Here is a 19,425-nt window from a genome sequence, read left to right on the forward strand (position 1 = left end):
GGTGCTGGAACTTGATTTAACTAATATAATTCTATTACTTTCGTGTTGCTTAATTGACAGAATTTGGCAATAGTAGTAAAATAATACGCAAAGAAATAATACTTTAATCGAAACAAAAACTTTAAAAGGGAGGACGCTTATGGGCTTTCTTGATGGTTTTATGCAAGGCTTTAAAAATAATCAAAGCAATAAAGAAATTGTAGATATGTACCATGAAATAAACGAACTTGATACTAACTACAGGGATAAAGCTTTTAACAATGCTACATCTAAAAATGGCTGGTATAAATGTCCGAAATGCGGTAAAAATTTTAGAAAATCTGAAATTGACATTGACCATATTGTACCTAAAAGCCAAGGCGGCGATAATTCACGTTACAATTTACAATTGCTTTGTTATCACTGCAACCGTTCGAAGCAAGCAGATACATCAGACACATCTTCGGATTTAAAAAAACGCCGCAACGAGCTTAATCAACAGGATAAAGAAGATCTAAATTTTTTAAATAATATATCCAAAAATTCAAGGAGGTAACATTATGTCATTTTTTGAAAGCTTAGGTAAGGTAGTTGGTAGCGTTGCTGGAGCTGCTTGTGATGAACTTCAGGCCAAAAACGAACGTATTCAAAATTATAAAGATAGGCATGATAGGTTAGATGATGAAAGTCTTATTAATAAAACTAAAAGTAGTCATGGAGATGAGAAAATTGCCTGTATGATGCTTTTAAAAGAACGAGGATATGGTAATAATAATTAATCAACAGCACCTCTCTGTGGGGTGCTGTTCTTATATTATGCCCCATCGGATTCATATTAATATAGTTCATACTATACCTCCATCAATCCTAGTTCTCCCATTCAACATTAACTCTCAGAAACTTAATTCCTGCTTTCTTTCCGGAGTAACAATGTGATATAGTAATTAACACATATCCAATACTTAATCCAGACCAGTCAGCCAGTTCTCTTGACGTATCTGCCACATAAAGCGGCAACTCATATTCATCGGTTTCTACTGCCATGTACAGTTTTTTCTTCATAGCAAACAACCCTTATTCATTTTTTAAGAAAAATTGAAATCCATCTTCTGGACTGGACACGATTCACAACTGTCACCGTATCCCCATCTTTTTCAATCTCTACATTGCAGTTATACTGGAGAATAGTTCGTCTGAACTTTCTGGCCAGATCATCATCTAGCAGGTTATAAATCATATACAGATTCCCGGCTTTATCTATAATAGGCTTCTTGCCTTCGGGAATCTCACTTTCCAGGCACTGAATAATTGCTCCTCGGGTATGTCTGCCAAAATAGAAAAACAACCAACCGGCTAATGGCCACTTTCCGTCATTCAGAAAGTATGGGTCATATCTGGGAATCCACCAAGGTTTATTTAAAGAGAACTGAACGTACCATTCATAGCATTCCTGAGTTTTGAAATTCGCAAAAGCAAACAGGAAAGTTCCTCTATGTCTTTTGGCGAACAATAGTTTTCGATTAAACATTAATGTATCCTCCTGAGGTAAGGCCTTTTTAGTTTTTTGAATTTTTTTAAATCACTTTAGGAATCATCATATCAGATAGAGATTATTTTCTATAGCCCGACATTTCAGCTCATACATTTCTTTTTCCTGTTCTTCTTTTCGTTTAACATAAGCTGGATTATATTGTCTTTCAAATCTTTGAGTATAATATGTAAAAACCTTTGCAGTGTTTAAAGCTGGTTTCCAAAGGTTTATATACCACGTTTCATAAATGTCTCGATCCACAGCATCTTCTAGAATTGCAAAACGGTATTTCTTGAAATTATGTTTAACGTCGCCAGTATGCTCATTACCAGTTATATGTCCCCTAACCCTTGACAGCAAATGCTCACTATTCCCAACATACATTAATTCATTATCATCATTGTAAAAGAAATATAAGCCAGAAGAATACTTGTCTAAATCATGGTAATCACCAACATTATAAAACTCGCTTAAAGATAACTCCTGAAGCATTATCATTTTATAGTTCCTCCCCTATTTATCTAATTCTTGATTAGTTACAGCAAATCTATCAGATGCAAAACTCATTACTTCAATTCATAAAAGGCCTTTTTATCTTTGAGAAAACTCAGGCAGCTAACTACGCCCAGAAAGCCATTTCTGTATACCCCCTCTAGCCCCATATCTTCACCAAATCACTACCTAGACTCTATCTTTAAATATTGCATAAATCCAATGCATTTTTTTAAGCACATTATACAAAGCAAAAGGATTGTATTTGATTACTCATCTCAACTATTCGTTAAATTACCGTTTAACGCAGTCTTGACCTTAAAATATGCACAAAATTATTGGTGATTAATATGCACATTGTATAAGTCCTATTGAATTTTATCTTTTGTATGAGTAAATTTAGATATTGTCAGAATATTCGATATGTTAATCCGGTAATTCGTCAGCCGATTCCGGCAGCAGGTCAACTGTGTGAGCCCTGGCTTCTATCTCCTCGCGGCTTACTGTTATGCGTGCCGTTCCGTCTGCTCCTCTTGGTTGCCCCATGTTCCACCCATAATGTCGGTTGAGCGCCGGGAGTATTTTCATGGGGTTTGAGCCACCAGAAATCAATTTGTTGCTCAAACTTTCTTCTCTTTCGGAGTTGAGTTTTTTGTATATCTCGGAGGCACCAGAAGCGACTTGTGTCTCATTATTGCCCCAAGAATAGAAAGTATCTTGATTAATACCAGTAAGCTTAGAGAAACCAATAATACTAATCTCCTTGTCATATTCATAACAGAGAGTTATATAAACATCACATATATTACTAATAAGGTCTATATTATAAGCATTACTTACTCTGCTATCTATAATTAACTTATCTTTATTAACACCAAATAAAGCTTTATTTATATATATAAGGGCAGCATTCCAACGACTCTGGGGTTCCTTACGCATATCAGAGATACCACGTCCCTCTATGTATTCTTGGAGATATAGAGATATCTCATTTTCAAAGACATCAACTGTATTCCCATCAGTATCAGCTACAGTAGTGTAATTAATATTATCTGACATAATGTTTTATATCTCCTTTCTGGCTCTTATACAGGTATATATAAAAGCTTTATATATTTATTATCTGGGTAGATACCACAGATTTATTAATCTTTAATTACCTGATCTGATAATGCCAGGGTTATCCGGTCAACAGGATCAGGAATTACTTGGTTCAAAAGTTCCAAACATTCATTCCGTTGCTCTGGATTGGTGCATTTCCCAGTGTCATTAAACCTGCAGCTTTCCCGGCTACACTTATCACTTATTCCCTGCATATCATCAACTCCTTGATTTTTAGATTCACTCTGATTCTGCTCTAACTGTGCTATGACAAATAGATTTAAAATCCATTCTGACGTTCAAATTCGCCCCGTTCGCCGTTCTAAATGTCTTCCGTGGATATTTTCTCACCTGCCAATTTAAAATCGATTTACGGTCAAATAAAAAAGCCGCCACCTATTGCAAGATACGTTTGCAACGGGTCACGGCTCCGAGAGCTACCAAGCACCGGGGTGGACAAGTCAACACTCCCTGTATATGTATATATTAACGTGGCTATATACTGCCTTCTTTTAGTTGTCATTGACTATACCTTACCAGACAATTAAATAACTGTCAATATCTGGTATAAAGTTTTTTTATGTACCCCTATATAGTTATTATACTTACCTCAGGGGATACAGAAAGCCTAAGAGTATATTATTAATAACACAATATGTCTATATATATTTTATAATATATAGGGCTAAAAAATGCATATTTTTGAATATAAAAAGCAGGCTTCAAAGCTTTTTACTGCTCTTCTGCCTGCCTAATAAAATCACCATGATAAATTCTCAATGTCCGGAAGATATACCCTTGAGTATTTCTTGTAGAGCCCCCTCGGCTTTTTTAGATTAGCATAAAATGAATTTCAAATCAACCCTTGACAAGAAATTATGTTTGTGCTATTTGTATTATAACAGCCACCGGCATGGCTGCCCCCAAACGGTATGCCGGAGAGGTTCGGCCTTGCAGATGATGCAGGGCTTTTCTTTTGTCTGAAAATAACTCAAAAATCACAATGAGAATTATATGAATCTTTATAATAAAAATTTATCGGAAATATCATCATATGGATATATTATTGTCACGTCGCCTTTTTCATCAATTAAAAGTATATGTAATTTTATTAACTGCCGGAAATAATCAGGAATTAATTTACATTGTCTTTTATATTTAATGTGCTTAGGCACTGCTATCGAATAAATTGACAAATCGTTTTTCATGCTTTTAATTAGCTGTCCCAGGCAGGTATTGAAATCCAATCCAACTGAACTTGTAATTCCTTTAGCTTCGACTATCCAGCACTCATCATTCTTTCTTGCAATTAAATCAACTTGGTTTAAAGTATCAATTTCATAGCCTAAGTCATTAAAATATTTTTCAATAGAAAACTGTATAAAAGCTTCGTTTGGATATGAATTATCTTTTTTAAAATATTTATTCATAAATTTGACCTTGAATTAATAATCACGAGTTTATAGTTACAATTCAAACATTTAAAGAGCCAGCAACCGCCGACCCTTAAATTATATTCGTTCTATCCCGTATTCATAAATCGTATCACTTGGCAAATCAATTTCATCGGTCCAAAATACGCAAGTCCGACTTTCGTCAACCTGGACCTGCTGGAACAATCCATAAATATTTTTCAGATCTGCAAACTGTGCTATGTTGCCGATGTCTTCTTTAACGTCATATAACACTTCTTTGCCATCGTCAAAAATCACTTGTAATAAATAATCATCTAATGGCTTTAATTCTTTTATTCTTGGTATCATTCCCACACCTCCAGACGGGCGAAAAAGCCGCTTATAATGGCGGTAATTTCTTTAGATTCTGGCTATCCCACATATCTAATAATTCATTGTGATTCTGGGACATCCACTCTTTAACAAGTTCCTGTGCTCTCCGGGGTAAATCTCCTTCTGTCATTTCCATAGTCCGCAAATCAAAGATTCCGATATGCTCACCATACAAAGCATGTAAATGACTTGGTTCATGTTCCTTTGGTTTGAAGAACATTTTAATTACTATCCCATAGAACCTTGCTATCTCTGGCACCTTATCAACTCCTTTTATCATTACTTCTTGTATGGTTATATTATATTCTATTATCATGTAATAGTCAATTCTATTATTGCGTAATTTTTAATTTTCTTTATATTCCATAATCTGTCCTGGTTGACACCTGAGAAGTTTACACAAATTACATATGACTTCACAAGTAACATTCTCATTTTTTACCAACTTATAAACAGTAGCCCGATGAATCCCATTATCTATAAGCCACTGCTTTTTTAGGCCTTTTTTATCCATCAAAATCCAAAACTTTTCAAAGTCAATAATTCCATTCTCTCCATAGTTTGCCACTGTCTCACCGCTTTCTATTATCGTGTATCATTCTATATACAATAATATTCTAAAATCGTGTAATTGTCAACATTCTATTGTCATGTACTTTTCCAACAAGCCCAACATTTTTATTCTATTTTTGTGTAATATGTAGATATTCTATTTTCGTGTAATTTTCTATTGAAATTAATTCTATTATCGTGTAATATAATGATATAGCAAGCAACACAAAACAATTCAATCGAAAGGTGGTAATCACTATGACAAAGACGGCTAGGAAAGAAGTAGTTAAGGCAATCGCAAAAGTATTCGAAGTTTCACCAAATAAGGTAACTCTATTAGAATCCAGCGGAAACATTGAGAGTTTCAAGAATAACGGTATGTTTGATGAGTCCGAAGAGAATTTTTCTATAAACATCAGATACAACAATTTCTTATCAAAAGGCTATAGTGTATTGGTCAGTTGTGTTAAATCAGGAAGTAACAAAGATTACATTGCACATAGTCATACGGTTATCGAAAGTGAAGCATATGACACCATTTAATAAATCCCCTGAAGAGTCTTTGAAGATTAAGACGAAACCGCCTGCCGGCGGTCGGGATACACGCACATTACAACCAAATAAGGAGGTTTTACAATGGCAAATTTAGCACACTTATTCCACGTAGGACAGAAATTAAAAATCAGAAATGATGACTTTGATTCACTTCATAAATTCAATGATGGGATTGTAAAGGAAGCGCACGAACATCATATCATAGTAACAGAAACAAAAACAAATACAGACGGTTGGTATGAAGAAGGTCTTAACATTGATATGCTTTACCCTGAATACAATTTTTAGTCTTAACTTATAAAATGAAAGGAGCTCCACATGAAAACAGAACACAGGGTAGACAATTGGAATCAAAATAAAATCTGGATCTGCAAAATCTCAAAATGCAATCACTACTACATAGGCCAGCAAGTGGGTTGCCTGAACTTACGACCGGTAAGAGTTTCAAAATCTTATTACAAGTCAATCATCTTTAATCCCAAATTTGCATATTAGGCGACGTTGTCGCCTCTCTAATGCGGGTATCCGGTCTCAACCCCGGAGGAAGTCGCAGAGCGGAGAAATCACAGATGAGACCACATGAAAGGCGGTACTTATATGAAAAAGACTACTAATAAAATTCAAGAGAATTACATGTTATCTAAAGCGCACCTCGAAACCCTGGAGGACAAAGAAAACAAACTGGAGCACCAGTATATCATTGACAATGGAATCATTAATCCGGACGGCTCCATACCTGAACACATCTATTGCATAGAAGACGAGGAAACATTTAACAAGGCAAATGAAGAACAGGCAGCAACTGCTGAAGCTTCAGGTTTATGGCAGGAAATATTAGCAGCCAGGGAGATACTTTCCATAGCAGAATCAAAACTTATCGAGTATGGATTATCTATAGTTCCGGACAAGCAACGGGAAATCTTGAAAAAGGCAGTTAAAGAAAATTATACCACACGTTTGAAGGTCATTGACATGGTTCTGAAGCTTGATGTTTCTACAGTAAAATGACTGAATGAAAGCACCCACCCCTGAGGTCACGAGGGTAGAAAGGAAGATAAGTTGAAGGAATACAGAGTGGATTTTATAAACCAGGAAAAAGGAAAAAGAAATCACAGGGATTATGCTACTTTAAAAAATGCGGCAAAGTTTGCAAATTCTCTAGGATGTGATAATTATGCAATTAAGAAATATAGCTATAAAACATCCTGTTTTGAATATATGGATGAAGAGGAAGTAAGAGATGTTATGAAAATTGTTGATCAGGGATAAAAAACAAAAACCCACCCCAGAGGTTACGAGGGCAGAAAGGATTATCATGAAAAGAATCGTACCGACTATAGGCAAGATTTACACCAATCGTGGCGGCGGTGATTACCTATGCAAAAATGTACTTATTAATGGATAAGCAATAATGGTTCGAGTCAGCGACGGTTGGCGGCTTAGGGCTCACGGCATCTGCCAGTACGAAGATGGAACCATCGAATGGGATTATTCCGCATAACATTGAGGCGGCTACTGCCGCCCCTTTAATGCAGCCGGAAAAGCTCCGCAGGTCACAAGCCCTGGTAAATGCAGAGTGGAGGAAAACAATAATTTAAGTCATATGATTTATTTGATAATTTTTAAGTTCATGCATTTTTATTAAATCCATTATTTCTTCATTCATTGAGGAAAACTTTTCATCATCCATAGTAGAACATAACATTATTTTAAATCCATTTTCAAATCTTTTTAATCCATATATGTCGTCTCCATAAGATTCTAATATTGTAAATAACCTTGAATCAAATCTTCTTCTAATATTACGAGGTATAGGTTCAAAGGTAACCTCTAATTCCGAATAATTTATCCTTTCTCTGAACTTTGACCCCTTTTCTATTGATTCGAAAGAATCATTTACCATACTTTTCATTTCTTCTTTTGCCTCTTCCGTCACATTGGGCAGCTCATCTATTCTTCTTTCCAACGCTTGGCTTAGATCGCATCGCATCTTTTCCATAGTCTGATTTATTATATCTGTTTCACCTTTAACCCTGTCAAGCTTTTCATTTATTTTAACATAAATTTTATTAGTCTCAGAATTATTTACTTGTCCCCACCAGATCGCTATAAAAGCAAGCGCAATAGACACTCCACTGGCGATAAATGAAATTATATTTACAATATCAGTATTATCACTTAACCTAATTGCACAAATAAAAACAATTATACCTATCAAAATTCCTATTAACCAAAAATAATCTTGCTTTCTCCAATTTGAACTATTATTCTCCATCTGGTGCCCCCTAAAACATTTCATTTTATTCTTTAAAAGCACTTATAAATTAAATCTGCAGGCTTTTTATTGAAAAAAGTTATAGTATTAATAATCTTGTTTTAAATTTGTTTTGACAAATTGTTTAACCATCTTTCTTAAATTCATTACATCATTTAATATAGCCAAATTTTCATTTTCAAACCACTTAATAAAATCTTTTTCTTTTAATTTTTTTAAAGTATCAATATCAATCATAATAGTTTTAAAAACATCATATCTCTTATTAATTATCTGTAGATCTTTAATTAATTTATCTATTTCAGCGTATTGAGAATTAACTTGCAATTGTAATACTAATTCTATATAAACGCTTTCACAAGCTATAAATGAATTAACCATGAAATGGTATTCACTTACCCCCGATGTGTTAATATATGACACCGCAGAATTAAATGCCTTAGTCATATTGGAGTTATATATTGCATATTCTTTTATAATGTACCCACAAAATTCTCTTTTTATATTTTTTATTTCCTTTTCCTTTTCTGCCAATAAAGTCTTATCAAGTTGCTTATTGCTATTATTAATGGAAATATACATTACTATCAATGTTATGATTGCACCAATAATGGCCCCTAAGTATCCCCCTAAAAATGACATCCAGACCTCATTATTAACATTACTTGGATAGTTACTTCCTAAAACTAATTTATCAATACATATTGGAAATATAGCAGAAATAGCAATTACTATTAATATAGGCAATAAATGTTTCTTCAACCCAGTTTCCTCCATATAGTTTTTTTCATCATACACCAAAATCAAATAAAAGAAAATACCCGTCAATTAAAAATCGACAGGCATTTCAACTTGATTCATTTCAGAATCTATTCATAATTCTTAATAATCAATTCTTTATATCTCCTACTCTTATCCTTATTCACCAGATTATCCATTCTGTCAACTTCTATGATGGTATATCCCTCAAACAAATCCCTGATCTGCTGGCAGTCATTATAGGACAATACAAATTTCCCTTTAATATTGCCCAGGCATCTTTGTAATCTTTCATGGTCCTCTGGGTTGAACCGATCCGGGTAATACTTCTCCGCTTCGTAATAGGGCGGATCCAGATAAAATAATGCATCCGGCCTGTCATATGTTTTTATCAGCCGTTCAAAGTCCTGGTTCTCTATTACCACTCGATTTAACCGTCCTGACACCTCTTTCAGATAATCAACAGCTTTCTGCATGTCTCTTGGACAAACTCTAAAAGATTTACAGTCTGTCCCAAAACTCTCCCTGATCAGGCAGAAGAATCGGGCGGCCCGTTGTATGTCAGTCATTCCTCTGGTATTCCTGCTTAACTCGTCAAAGAACTGCTCTCTGGACATAAGCAGCCATTCCAGTTCCTTCTGCAGTGTTTCCGGGTGATATTTAACCACCCGGTATAAATTAATCAATTCTCCATTCACATCGTTAAAGACTTCCAATGGTGCATGTTTATCCTTTGAAAATAAGACCCAACCGGCTCCGCCGAATACCTCAATATACCGGCTGTATGAACCCAGATCCGGGAACTGCTCAAGTATTTGCTTCCGTAATAACTTCTTTCCACCAATCCAACTAATAAAACTATTCATTACAAAACCTCCTTTTTGGAGAATCTCAATAGAACAATTTTTAAGAATCTAATAGATGAAATTTACATGCTATTTCCTGTATTACATTTACAGTTACTCCATTACCCGCCTGCTTATAGAGCTGATTATCGCTATTGACCATAGCTGCCTGCTCAAAATATTTATCTTTCCAGCCCTGCAAACGAAAGCATTCTCGTGGGGTAAGCTTGCGAATTTTAGGAACCTTATCCCTCACGCAAACAACTGCTTGACTACATGAAGTTGTTAATGTATGAACTTTCCCCTTGCCAACCCGCCCCCGCTTAGTAGTACTATTGGGATAATCAAGTTTAATGCTATCTCCTACCTCAGCGCGAGTGTAACCTTTTTCATTTGCATCTCGGATTAAAAAACCTTCTCTATGCTTCTTGATTTTTAATGAAAGATTATTTTGGCTGCCTGTTCCTCTGATAGGTAATACTTTTCTTCCGGTTCTTCTTCTAAGAAATCCAACAATAAACACTCTTTCTCTACTTTGCGGGATTCCGAAATCTTTGGTATTGAGAACTTGCCATTCTGCATCATAGCCGACTTCGTCCAATTCAATGAGAAGTTTGGTAAAATCGAGCCCTCGATTAACACTAAGTAAGTTTTTAACGTTCTCAATAAATAGGATTGAGGGTTTATTTTCTTCCGGCAGGTCTCTAATAAGTCCTGTAACTGTGAAAAACAAACTTGAACGTTTCCCAGCAAATCCAAGTCTTTTCCCGGCAATGGAAATGTCTTGGCACGGAAATCCGAAACACCACACATCTGCTCTGGGCAATTCTCTGGCTGCAATATTTCTGATATCATTTGCGTACCATTCCCCATTTCTGTACTTCTCCTTTAAAATCTCTATTTGCCTTTCTCTAAATGGAAGCTGAAAAAGGTATTGATTTTGCTCTTCGGATATTAAATGCATAGATGTATAACTCATTACTGCATATTTATCCCATTCACAAAAGCCAACACATCTATGACCAGCAAGTTCCATTCCTTTTCTAAATCCACCAATGCCAGAAAAAAAATCCAAAAATGTAAGACTCATTTTGTCAAGAAGCTGCTGCAGCATTAGTCCGGATGGCTTCGCTCCTTTTAAATTGATATCAAAATTGAGCATAGCACATAGTATTACTGCAATTCTATGTAAAATTGTTTCTTCTTTACACATCTAATTACATATCGTATAATTTTCTAAGAACACAAATCCAACATGATCTAGAGGATAAAACTCATGAATAAAATCACTCAAATCACGAAACGCGATATAATAGATATTATAAATAATGGTATAGTAGTAGATACAGACAATATTATAAATTCAGAAATTTATGAAAATATTTACGAAGATAAAAATTATAAAATTTGCTATCATGGCCGCTTAGATGAGATTGATTTTCTTAAGAGAATATATGATCTACAAAATATCCCATCAATGGATTCAAGATTTTCAGATGCTGAAGGCGATATATGGCAACATACGGTTAATAATTATGATTGGGACGATGATTGGATATTTTCAGATAGTAGATTTGAATTATTATATGGCGATGATGAAGTATTCTTAAAATTTATATGTGAAATATTCCATCCCATAGTAAGAAACGAAAGTCAACCTTGGAAAAAAATATTAAAAATAATTAATGATCTTCTAAGAATAGATGGGTATGAACTATATGAACATAGCCATATATCTGGTAGGGCAATTTATTTTTGGAGAGAGACAGGTGAAAATTTTGTTGAGATACCGGATAATACACATTCTAAATTCTATGAACTAAAATTAATTGGAGAAGGTTCTTATGCAAAGGTTTTTAAATACAGAAATGATACTTATCAAAAGATGTTTGTTATAAAAAGAGCAAAATCAGACTTAGATGATAAAGAATTGGAAAGATTTAAGCGAGAATATGAGCAGATGAAATCTCTGAATTCACCATACATAGTTGAAGTCTATGGATATGACGATAGTAAGCATGAATATTCAATGGAATACATGGATTTTACATTAGATAAATATATTTCAACCAATAATGGTAACCTTACTTTTAAACAACGAAAAGGAATTTCTATGCAGATATTAAGAGCATTTAAATATATACATTCTAAAGAATTACTTCATCGTGATATTTGTCCCAAAAACATTTTAGTAAAAAAATATGATGATGTTGATGTATTTAAAGTATCTGATTTTGGTTTAGTTAAGATTCCAAATAGTAACCTAACATCACTAAATACAGAATATAAAGGATATTTTAATGATCCTGAATTAAGATTAGAAGGCTTTGCCTCATATGGAATAGTACATGAAATATACGCCTTAACTAGAGTAATATATTTTGTAATGACAGGTAAAACCAATACAGATAAAATTCTCAATGAATCCCTTAAAAGTTTTGTATTAAAAGGATTGAATCCAGATAAAAGATTACGATTTCAAAACATCGAACAACTTACTAAGGCATTTTCAGATATAACAGAATAATATGTACGTTTGTAAAAATCTATTTACCGCTACAACTCTATAAAATCCGAGCTGTAGCGGTTTTATATTATATAACTATATTTTAAAATGATTAACGCTACTAAGTGATTTATTATGAATATTAAAAATCTGCCTTACACTATACCCCATTTTGTCTGCAATAACGTCCCATGTATAACCTCTTATGTACCGATATTTCATCAATCGCTTTTCCTGTTCATCTTCCATATTCTCAATTTTATCATATAGTTCCAGGCAAATTTTCACCTTCTGGTATCGGTAGCAAATAACTTTCTGTTTCAGATCATTAAGAGCATCTACATATTTATCGTCGTAACCATAAGAAGCCATCTCTTTCTGTATTATCTGGATATCTTCATCCGCATCAGAAATAGCAGCATTGAATGCAACCAGATTTTTTAATTGATCCATTGTCTTATTTTTCATTAGGCTATACACCTCTCTCTTATGTTTCTTAATGTGTCAGGAGTTGATTGAGCATAATAAGCTGCCGTTACCGAAGGGCTTCCATGACCCATAATCTCCTGAATTGTTCCAATGTCCACACCTTTGTTTTTGAGTGTCATTCCGAGCGTCTTCCGGATCTTATGTGGGTATACCCTACTCTTTACCATGGCGCGCTTTCCGATAGTTTTAAGAATGCTCCTAATTCCGGAAGTAGTCATTTGATCATGCGGCGCCTTACACTGAGGAAACATAAAAGGGCTATCGTCATTCCGGGAGTCCATATATTTGCGGTAATAATATCTTGCATCATCATCTAAAAATATCGGCCGGTATTTGTCGCTCTTCTCACCCAAGATCATGATATCACCGGTATTCCAATCTATCTGGTCAAGAGTTATCTCTACCAGCTCCCCTACTCTGGCACCGGTGCTGCGAAGCACTTCTATTAAAGCACGTTCCCGGTAACTCTTACAGGCGTCTTTCATTTTTGTCATCTCTTCAGGCTTAAAATAATCAATCGGCTTTTTGATAGCTTTGAGTGGATCCGTTGCCTCGACCGGATTTTCTCCAATCAATTTTTCCTTTCGCATCCAAGTGAAGAAAGCAGAGAGGAAACGTCTTTCATTATTTACGGTTATGGCCTGATTCTTCTTGCCACTGGCATTTATATTCCGCTTCTCATACCAGGACAGGTAATAGCTGATATCGGATTCCTCTATCCTATCCAGCGGCTTGTCAATCAAGGTAATCAGGCGTTTAACTGAACTAAGATATGCTTGCTTAGTATTATCTTTTATTTTTTTCTTCACTATAAAAAGCTGAACGATGTACTTATTCTTCTGATCCGTGTCATTCTGATATTCTACCGGAAGAGTGGTTATTTCTTCCATGTTGACATTGACAAATTCCTTTATGATTACCTGATGAAGAATGTCTAAAACATCTTTAGTCACATGCTCTGCCATGGCAACAATAATGTTGTTAATTACCTGCGCTTTTATGGTTTGTCCATTCATAATATGCAATCTCCTTTTCTTAAAATTTCAGTTGCTTAAGGAGACATTTTCTTTTATAATATCCTTAAGCGTGAAGCGGTAGACGAACTTTGGTCGGGGACTCTGCCGCTTGTTTATTGTTTGAAAATCGAATGTATGTTCTTTTGATGTTATTTTTTTACCGGGGTCTATGCCCCGGTAGTAAAACTTTAAATTTTTTCTTCTATCCTATTTAGAAATCTTACAAAGTAGTTTGATACATAATATACTTTTAAAGTTGATTCTCCTACACTAACATCTTCTTGATTGCAAAACCCAGTTTTAGTTGTTCTTATAATAAGGCTTTCTATATCTTCATATGTTAAAGAAAAATCCTTACTTGCCTTTTTTAAAAAAATAAACCAAACATCAACGATCTTTTGATATTCTCTTATATTTTTTTTGGGATCATAAAATTCTCCATAATAACTTTTCTCACACTTATATAATTCAATTAATAGTTGCATCTCTCGATAAGATAATTCTTCAATACAATGTAGCCATTCTTCATATTCATCTATTTTATATTTGTTTTTGTTTATAAAAGTATTTTTAAATAATGCGGCTAAAAATAAAATTTTATCATTTTGTGCAAGCCTGTTTATGACATCAAGAGTCTTAACAAACTCCATAATAAAATTAATATCAGTGACTTTTTCCTTTGTAATTAATTCTGGTTCATTTAGTATAAATTCACAAAATTCCTTTCTCTTTTTAACTTGGTAATCCTCTATGTTCTTCTCTGCTACAGAATCCAAATAATCACCTATAATGGGTAAATATTGAATTAGTTGAGAACGTACAGTATGCAATATTGGATTGGAGTATTTGTCACTAACAGTTTCTGCAATTTTCAATTCTTTCTTCACTTCATTAAATTTATCCGACATTATTTAGTCCCCCTTTATATACCTAATAACAAAATACTATTACTTTTTCAATATAAAAGCAAGTATAACCCTTCCATTTCAGGCAAATCTAAGCTGCGCCTGACTATCATCAATCCTCATGTTAGGCATTCGCTTTCCAATTTTCAAATATGGACAATTCGCTGTAACCAATGCTTCAGCAACAATAGGAACAACACTGTTTCCAATACGGGCTACCTGTTCAGAAACCGGATATTTTTTACTCTCATAATCGTGATCTATGATGTAATCCTCTGGGAATCCCTGACCCAGTTTTAATTCCGGTTCGGCTTTTAGCATTCGAAGGAAGATATCCAGAATTACATATTCATTACCAAGGACCGTAACCAAGGCAAACCGATCTTTTGTCACAATAGTATGAAGCGGTTCTTTCAGGCTTACTCCGGTTACATCACCACCATAGTATTTAATGATAAACTGGCTCACCCAAGTACATTTCTGCGCTGTTTCTTCATCAACACCCTTCTTTAGCAGTTCTTCCTTACTAATTGCAAGAATACTGACATGTCCAAAATGCCCCGGACTGGTTGTTATTGTATGTATCGGCTCCCATAAAGGCTGTCCCACTCCCGTCTTATAAAACTTCGTGAGAAAAGCCGCCACCAGTCCATATCGGTTACTGGTGTCAATCGTCATTACAGGTTCATCTACCGATTGACCTCTTACCTCGGACATAGAGGTTTCTGAATGATACTGAATCATAATAGGACTAATATAGCAATGTTCATTCTTGGTGACTATTGTGCTCATAGGGTCTTCAACGGAGCGATTCCGATCTGTACAAAATCCAGTTTGCCCCGACTGCATGATATATGACGTCACAGTGCCAAATCCATGCTTCTGCGTAATTGTAGGCATAGGCTTATGAATGCTCTGTCCTCGGAAGTGATCACCCCCATGGTTGACCTGAACTATAAACGGTTCCGGACAATTAAAAACATATTTATCCAGTCCCCTAGCGATCCGGTTCATCGTCTTGTCTGCCAGTGGCTTCTTTCTCCCAAAGATAGACTTTCCTAAATCTGTTAGATCCAGGTGCTTCCAGATAGGCTCCCACTTTTCAAGCCCATTTGTTCCGTTTTTGTTATGTGTGGGCTCCGGCCAGACAATTGGCCTTCCGTCCCTCCGGAAGATTGCATACCACCGTTTTCTTGTAGTGGGTGCTCCATAATCAGCAGCTACCAGTTCCCGGCTATCAAAGACATATCCCAGGGACTTCATCGCCGTAATAAATTTCAGGTAGTCTTCCCCTTTGCGTTCCTTTATGGGATACCCCTCTTTATCTAGCGGTCCCCACTGCTGAATCTCTTCAACATTCTCCATCAGGATAACATCAGGTAGAATGGCTTTCGCATGTTTATACACAGCCCATGGAAGAATCCTCAGACCTTTTTCTCTTGGTTTACCGCCCTTTGCCTTACTATGGCTGGTACAATCCGGGCTTGCCCACATCAAGGCTACATGTCGACCTTTTACATACTTTTGCAGGTCAACCTTGAAGATGTCCTCTGTCAGATGCAGTGTGTCTGGGTGATTCGTTTTATGCATCCTGATTGCTTGGGGATTGTGATTAATCGCAATATCTACATGCCTTCCCAACGCCATTTCGATTCCAACGCTTGCTCCACCACCACCGGCAAAGCAATCTATTATTAAATCTCTCATTTTTTAAAGAAGCCCGGTATACCCTTACCCCTGCAGGAGGCTGGCTCCTTTCCTTATATTTTCTTTCTTGTTCTCCAAATCCGTTCCAGTTCTTCCAGAGTTACATGGATAAGGAGATTGCTTATAAAGCTGCAATTACCATATTCTTTGGACATGGCCCCAATCATATCAACAAGACCATTCCAGTATTCTTCTGTATCATTTGGAGCGCTGTATTTTTTAAACAGCTTCCATGCTCCGGTTAAACATTCTTCATATTGTTTATCCTGAAGAGGAACGCCGCCGGATTTAATTCTTTTTATTTCTTGCCAAACAACCAAACAAAACAACCTGCGCATTACAGGGTTCACATGCTTTTTTATCATTTGCGCAACATGCTCCGGATTAACCATCTGGCGATTTTTCATTAGTTTCCATGCGTCCGTATAAGCGGACCAATATTTTCTAAGTTCATTCTCTTCCATCGTTTACACCGCCTTGAAAGGAATACAATATCGAGCCTTAATTTTTGCCTTATCGTCTATATAAACATCAGCAAATATTTTCCGTGAATCGTTTCCATAAAACTCTACCATTTCAGGTAAGTTCTCATTCACAGCGTCAAATTCCAGGTCGAATCCTCGACACCATGAAACAGCCTCTTCCAAGCGGTTCCCACATCTGCAAGTCCAAAGAACTATTTTATTTCCCTCATTACGTCTTATAATCAAATGATTAATCAGTGCCGTGTTCGGACTACCAATTCCGGGCCAGACACTTTCACATAAGGTCCCATCAAAATCAACAGCATAAATTGTGTATCTTCTATTTTCGCTCATATTCCACCTCCTTTATACTCCGATCACAAGGAAAGCAACTCTCATCACCAAATCTTCCGTCATAATGTTTACAGGTCCCGCAGTTCTTCCCGATCCACCACATTATTTTCTTTCGCAATAGCCTATGTAAGTTATATTTCATCAGCAATATACCTCCATTAATCGCAAAAGATCAGAATAAAGAATGCCCATAAGCAATTAGGATTCTTTGTAATACAAATTCCTACAGCTACGGCAATGGCCACACTTACCCATTTAACCCAATTCTTCAAAGTTCAATCTCCTTTCATTTCTATGCAAAAAGATGCTGCTTGGAAAACTATTGCTAATTTTGCTATTAAATCTTTGGTCTGCCGGCGCTCGCTTTCGTCCATCTGCAGATAATGTTTAATTTTTCGCTCAGGACGACCAGCTCCCCAAGGTCCAGATTCAATCATGCTACGCACTTTATCCAGGTTCTCGGTTAAATACATTTGGTATACCCGTCCACGAATGGCTTTTGCTGACTTACCAATAACTGTTGCCATCTGCTCATATTTCTTTCCTGCAATGATCAATTCACCTAAAAGCGTAAATTCGTCAGCTGTCCACTTAACGGTATTATCTGCTTTTACTGGACGATCCTTGACTTTAAGATCTATAAGGCGGCGTTGTATTGCCCCTTCAGTACGCCCCATGAGTTTTGATAACGCCTGTACCCCGTACTGCTGTTTCTTAACCAGTCTGATTAATTTATTATCCTCTGCAGCAGACCATGGTATAGTTTTAATCCGTCTCCGGTTTTCACAATCATGTCTGCGTTTTCCTTGTACCCACGCAGGTTCTTCCCCCAACGCCAAAGGCTCGAATCGGGAGAAATCAAGAAACGTCTGATTCTTTTCCGCCCACACCCAGAACTCATTCAAAAAGACTATCTTAAAAGAATTGCTTCTGATCCGCTTCGTATGTATAGGGAAGTCTCTGTTCTTTACCCACGAAATCATTTTGTATCCACTACTTGATTTTCCGAGCCCCAATGCCGTCTGTAACTGGTTCCAAGTAACATAATCTCCTGCATCAAGAAAGGCTCCTAAGCCCATTCGCTGACTCTTTAGAACAACAGCTGTTTCCGTTCTGTTCAGCTTTTTGGCAATACCTTTTACTGATATGGTACCCCACTTTTCTTCAAGGTAAGATTCATCTTCATGAGACCAATTTCGTTTCATCCTGGCGCCTCTTGAAAATCTGAGATGCGCATTTGTCCTGCAGGTTCAAAATTCATCCATAAGACTTCTCTCTTTTTACTTGATATTTGTGAATAGCAGATAGTTTCTTCTTTATGCCATCCACATAACCGATCATTATATAGTTTGCTATCATATCCACTTAGTAATACCGGTCCTTTATGAGCCTGCAATACGTCTATCAAGTTATTCTGCTGTTTATCCTCCATTTCATAGCGATACTGTTTTCCATGCCTTGTACTCAGCACATACGGAGGATCCGCATAGATTAAAACTTTCGAGTTGTTAAACCGTTCAATTACCTCTGCAGCTGGGCGGTTCTCAATCTGCACTCCCCGGATCCGTTCGGCTGCCTGCATTATCTTTTCTGGTAACACACACCAGTCTTTTGCAGCATAAGCTTTTTCTCTTCCCTGCACATCGTTTTTCCAGCCCACCTTGCTATTGTTAGTGCGGAATCCATATCCCATGTTCAGCCTTATGTAAAAATTAACTGCCTTGTCAAAACTATCATCTGGTACCGTTCTAAAGGCGTCATCATAAATTTGTCTGGCGTAAGGAGTTAAATAAATTTCTCTGGCTAGTCTTTCTGGATCCTTGCGAATCCATTCAAAAAGGTTTACCACATTACCGTCCAGATCGTTTACTGTTTCAATGTTGGATCGTGGTTTATTAAATAGCACAGCTCCGCTGCCGAAGAATGCTTCTAAATAACTGTGATGTTCCGGGAAGAAACTTATGATCCAATCTGCTATACTCCATTTACTTCCCGGATATTTCATAACTGCTTTCATTTTTCTTGAAAGGAACCCAGCGCGCTTTTCCTAGGAAGGTTCCGGCTCCTTTCTTTATTTTGTTGACCCTTTACTTAAAATATTTTATAAT

General features: G+C 36.1%; 28 protein-coding genes. 7 read left to right on the forward strand and 21 right to left on the reverse strand.

What is annotated here, in order from left to right:
* The first annotated feature begins 139 nt into the window (after positions 1-139).
* Positions 140-535, forward strand: coding sequence for an HNH endonuclease (locus BXY41_RS23305; RefSeq protein WP_207657092.1), 396 nt, complete (start codon positions 140-142; stop codon positions 533-535).
* A 4-nt stretch (positions 536-539) separates the two neighbouring features.
* Positions 540-758, forward strand: coding sequence for a hypothetical protein (locus tag BXY41_RS23310; protein WP_104439286.1), 219 nt, complete (start codon positions 540-542; stop codon positions 756-758).
* Positions 759-846: 88 nt separating this feature from the next.
* On the opposite strand, the gene BXY41_RS23315 is transcribed toward BXY41_RS23310, so the two are convergent.
* The 9 genes from BXY41_RS23315 to BXY41_RS23350 all read right to left on the reverse strand — a co-directional run bounded on the left by BXY41_RS23315 (position 847) and on the right by BXY41_RS23350 (position 5,458).
* The gene (locus BXY41_RS23315) at positions 847-1,041 is read right to left on the reverse strand and encodes a hypothetical protein (protein WP_104439287.1); all 195 of its coding nucleotides are present in this window, start codon (positions 1,039-1,041) and stop codon (positions 847-849) included.
* Positions 1,042-1,057: 16 nt separating this feature from the next.
* Positions 1,058-1,507, reverse strand: coding sequence for a hypothetical protein (locus BXY41_RS23320; RefSeq protein ID WP_104439288.1), 450 nt, complete (start codon positions 1,505-1,507; stop codon positions 1,058-1,060).
* A 66-nt stretch (positions 1,508-1,573) separates the two neighbouring features.
* On the reverse strand, positions 1,574-2,008 hold the full coding sequence (locus BXY41_RS23325; RefSeq protein WP_104439289.1) for a GIY-YIG nuclease family protein: 435 nt from the start codon (positions 2,006-2,008) through the stop codon (positions 1,574-1,576).
* A gap of 420 nt (positions 2,009-2,428) precedes the next feature.
* Positions 2,429-3,061 (reverse strand): hypothetical protein, encoded by a 633-nt coding sequence (locus tag BXY41_RS23330; RefSeq protein WP_104439290.1) that lies wholly within the window; start codon positions 3,059-3,061, stop codon positions 2,429-2,431.
* Between the two features lie 86 nt (positions 3,062-3,147).
* Entirely contained in the window at positions 3,148-3,318 is a 171-nt protein-coding gene (locus tag BXY41_RS26900; RefSeq protein WP_170072567.1) for a hypothetical protein, read from the reverse strand.
* 807 nt (positions 3,319-4,125) lie between these two features.
* Positions 4,126-4,533 carry a hypothetical protein gene (locus BXY41_RS23335; RefSeq protein WP_104439291.1) on the reverse strand — a complete coding sequence of 136 codons (408 nt, stop codon included), beginning with the start codon at positions 4,531-4,533 and terminating at the stop codon, positions 4,126-4,128.
* 81 nt (positions 4,534-4,614) lie between these two features.
* Positions 4,615-4,866 carry a DUF2442 domain-containing protein gene (locus BXY41_RS23340; protein WP_104439292.1) on the reverse strand — a complete coding sequence of 84 codons (252 nt, stop codon included), beginning with the start codon at positions 4,864-4,866 and terminating at the stop codon, positions 4,615-4,617.
* Between the two features lie 31 nt (positions 4,867-4,897).
* Positions 4,898-5,149, reverse strand: a complete 252-nt coding sequence (locus BXY41_RS23345; RefSeq protein ID WP_104439293.1) for a DUF4160 domain-containing protein — start codon at positions 5,147-5,149, stop codon at positions 4,898-4,900.
* An 87-nt stretch (positions 5,150-5,236) separates the two neighbouring features.
* A complete protein-coding gene (locus BXY41_RS23350) occupies positions 5,237-5,458 on the reverse strand; it encodes a helix-turn-helix domain-containing protein (protein ID WP_104439294.1) in 222 nt (73 codons plus the stop codon).
* 242 nt (positions 5,459-5,700) lie between these two features.
* On the opposite strand from BXY41_RS23350, the gene BXY41_RS23355 reads away from it, so the two are divergent.
* From BXY41_RS23355 to BXY41_RS23370, 4 genes are all read left to right on the forward strand, one after another.
* On the forward strand, positions 5,701-5,985 hold the full coding sequence (locus BXY41_RS23355; RefSeq protein ID WP_104439295.1) for a hypothetical protein: 285 nt from the start codon (positions 5,701-5,703) through the stop codon (positions 5,983-5,985).
* 93 nt (positions 5,986-6,078) lie between these two features.
* The gene (locus BXY41_RS23360; RefSeq protein ID WP_104439296.1) at positions 6,079-6,285 is read left to right on the forward strand and encodes a hypothetical protein; all 207 of its coding nucleotides are present in this window, start codon (positions 6,079-6,081) and stop codon (positions 6,283-6,285) included.
* A gap of 309 nt (positions 6,286-6,594) precedes the next feature.
* Positions 6,595-7,005: a hypothetical protein gene (locus BXY41_RS23365; protein ID WP_104439297.1), complete on the forward strand. Its 411-nt coding sequence runs from the start codon at positions 6,595-6,597 to the stop codon at positions 7,003-7,005.
* Between the two features lie 51 nt (positions 7,006-7,056).
* The gene (locus BXY41_RS23370) at positions 7,057-7,266 is read left to right on the forward strand and encodes a hypothetical protein (RefSeq protein ID WP_104439298.1); all 210 of its coding nucleotides are present in this window, start codon (positions 7,057-7,059) and stop codon (positions 7,264-7,266) included.
* Between the two features lie 325 nt (positions 7,267-7,591).
* Here the strand turns inward: BXY41_RS23370 and BXY41_RS23375 are convergent, their stop codons facing one another.
* From BXY41_RS23375 to BXY41_RS23390, 4 genes are all read right to left on the reverse strand, one after another.
* Positions 7,592-8,272: a hypothetical protein gene (locus tag BXY41_RS23375; protein WP_104439299.1), complete on the reverse strand. Its 681-nt coding sequence runs from the start codon at positions 8,270-8,272 to the stop codon at positions 7,592-7,594.
* Positions 8,273-8,359: 87 nt separating this feature from the next.
* On the reverse strand, positions 8,360-9,034 hold the full coding sequence (locus BXY41_RS23380; protein ID WP_104439300.1) for a hypothetical protein: 675 nt from the start codon (positions 9,032-9,034) through the stop codon (positions 8,360-8,362).
* 107 nt (positions 9,035-9,141) lie between these two features.
* Positions 9,142-9,897 (reverse strand): DNA adenine methylase, encoded by a 756-nt coding sequence (locus tag BXY41_RS23385; RefSeq protein ID WP_104439301.1) that lies wholly within the window; start codon positions 9,895-9,897, stop codon positions 9,142-9,144.
* 40 nt (positions 9,898-9,937) lie between these two features.
* Entirely contained in the window at positions 9,938-11,089 is a 1,152-nt protein-coding gene (locus BXY41_RS23390) for a DNA cytosine methyltransferase (protein WP_341457881.1), read from the reverse strand.
* 63 nt (positions 11,090-11,152) lie between these two features.
* Between BXY41_RS23390 and BXY41_RS23395 the strand changes: the two genes are divergently transcribed.
* Entirely contained in the window at positions 11,153-12,403 is a 1,251-nt protein-coding gene (locus BXY41_RS23395) for an AbiJ-related protein (protein WP_170072569.1), read from the forward strand.
* Between the two features lie 75 nt (positions 12,404-12,478).
* On the opposite strand, the gene BXY41_RS23400 is transcribed toward BXY41_RS23395, so the two are convergent.
* The 8 genes from BXY41_RS23400 to BXY41_RS23435 form a co-directional block, all read right to left on the reverse strand.
* On the reverse strand, positions 12,479-12,850 hold the full coding sequence (locus tag BXY41_RS23400; RefSeq protein WP_104439302.1) for a hypothetical protein: 372 nt from the start codon (positions 12,848-12,850) through the stop codon (positions 12,479-12,481).
* Positions 12,850-13,887, reverse strand: coding sequence for a tyrosine-type recombinase/integrase (locus tag BXY41_RS23405; protein ID WP_170072571.1), 1,038 nt, complete (start codon positions 13,885-13,887; stop codon positions 12,850-12,852). The genes BXY41_RS23400 and BXY41_RS23405 overlap by 1 nt, the downstream gene beginning before the upstream one ends.
* Before the next feature lie 188 nt (positions 13,888-14,075).
* Positions 14,076-14,795 (reverse strand): hypothetical protein, encoded by a 720-nt coding sequence (locus tag BXY41_RS23410; RefSeq protein WP_104439304.1) that lies wholly within the window; start codon positions 14,793-14,795, stop codon positions 14,076-14,078.
* A gap of 78 nt (positions 14,796-14,873) precedes the next feature.
* Complete coding sequence (locus BXY41_RS23415; protein WP_104439305.1) at positions 14,874-16,499, reverse strand: DNA cytosine methyltransferase; 1,626 nt, start codon at positions 16,497-16,499, stop codon at positions 14,874-14,876.
* A 53-nt stretch (positions 16,500-16,552) separates the two neighbouring features.
* The gene (locus tag BXY41_RS23420) at positions 16,553-16,963 is read right to left on the reverse strand and encodes a hypothetical protein (protein ID WP_104439306.1); all 411 of its coding nucleotides are present in this window, start codon (positions 16,961-16,963) and stop codon (positions 16,553-16,555) included.
* A gap of 3 nt (positions 16,964-16,966) precedes the next feature.
* Positions 16,967-17,317 (reverse strand): hypothetical protein, encoded by a 351-nt coding sequence (locus BXY41_RS23425; RefSeq protein ID WP_104439307.1) that lies wholly within the window; start codon positions 17,315-17,317, stop codon positions 16,967-16,969.
* Between the two features lie 275 nt (positions 17,318-17,592).
* A complete protein-coding gene (locus tag BXY41_RS23430; protein WP_104439308.1) occupies positions 17,593-18,522 on the reverse strand; it encodes a hypothetical protein in 930 nt (309 codons plus the stop codon).
* Positions 18,519-19,322 (reverse strand): DNA adenine methylase, encoded by an 804-nt coding sequence (locus tag BXY41_RS23435; protein ID WP_242980346.1) that lies wholly within the window; start codon positions 19,320-19,322, stop codon positions 18,519-18,521. Before BXY41_RS23435 ends, BXY41_RS23430 begins: the two co-directional genes overlap by 4 nt.
* Between the last annotated feature and the right edge of the window lie 103 nt (positions 19,323-19,425).

Source organism: Lacrimispora xylanisolvens (genome assembly GCF_002934545.1).
GTDB lineage: Bacteria > Bacillota > Clostridia > Lachnospirales > Lachnospiraceae > Lacrimispora > Lacrimispora xylanisolvens.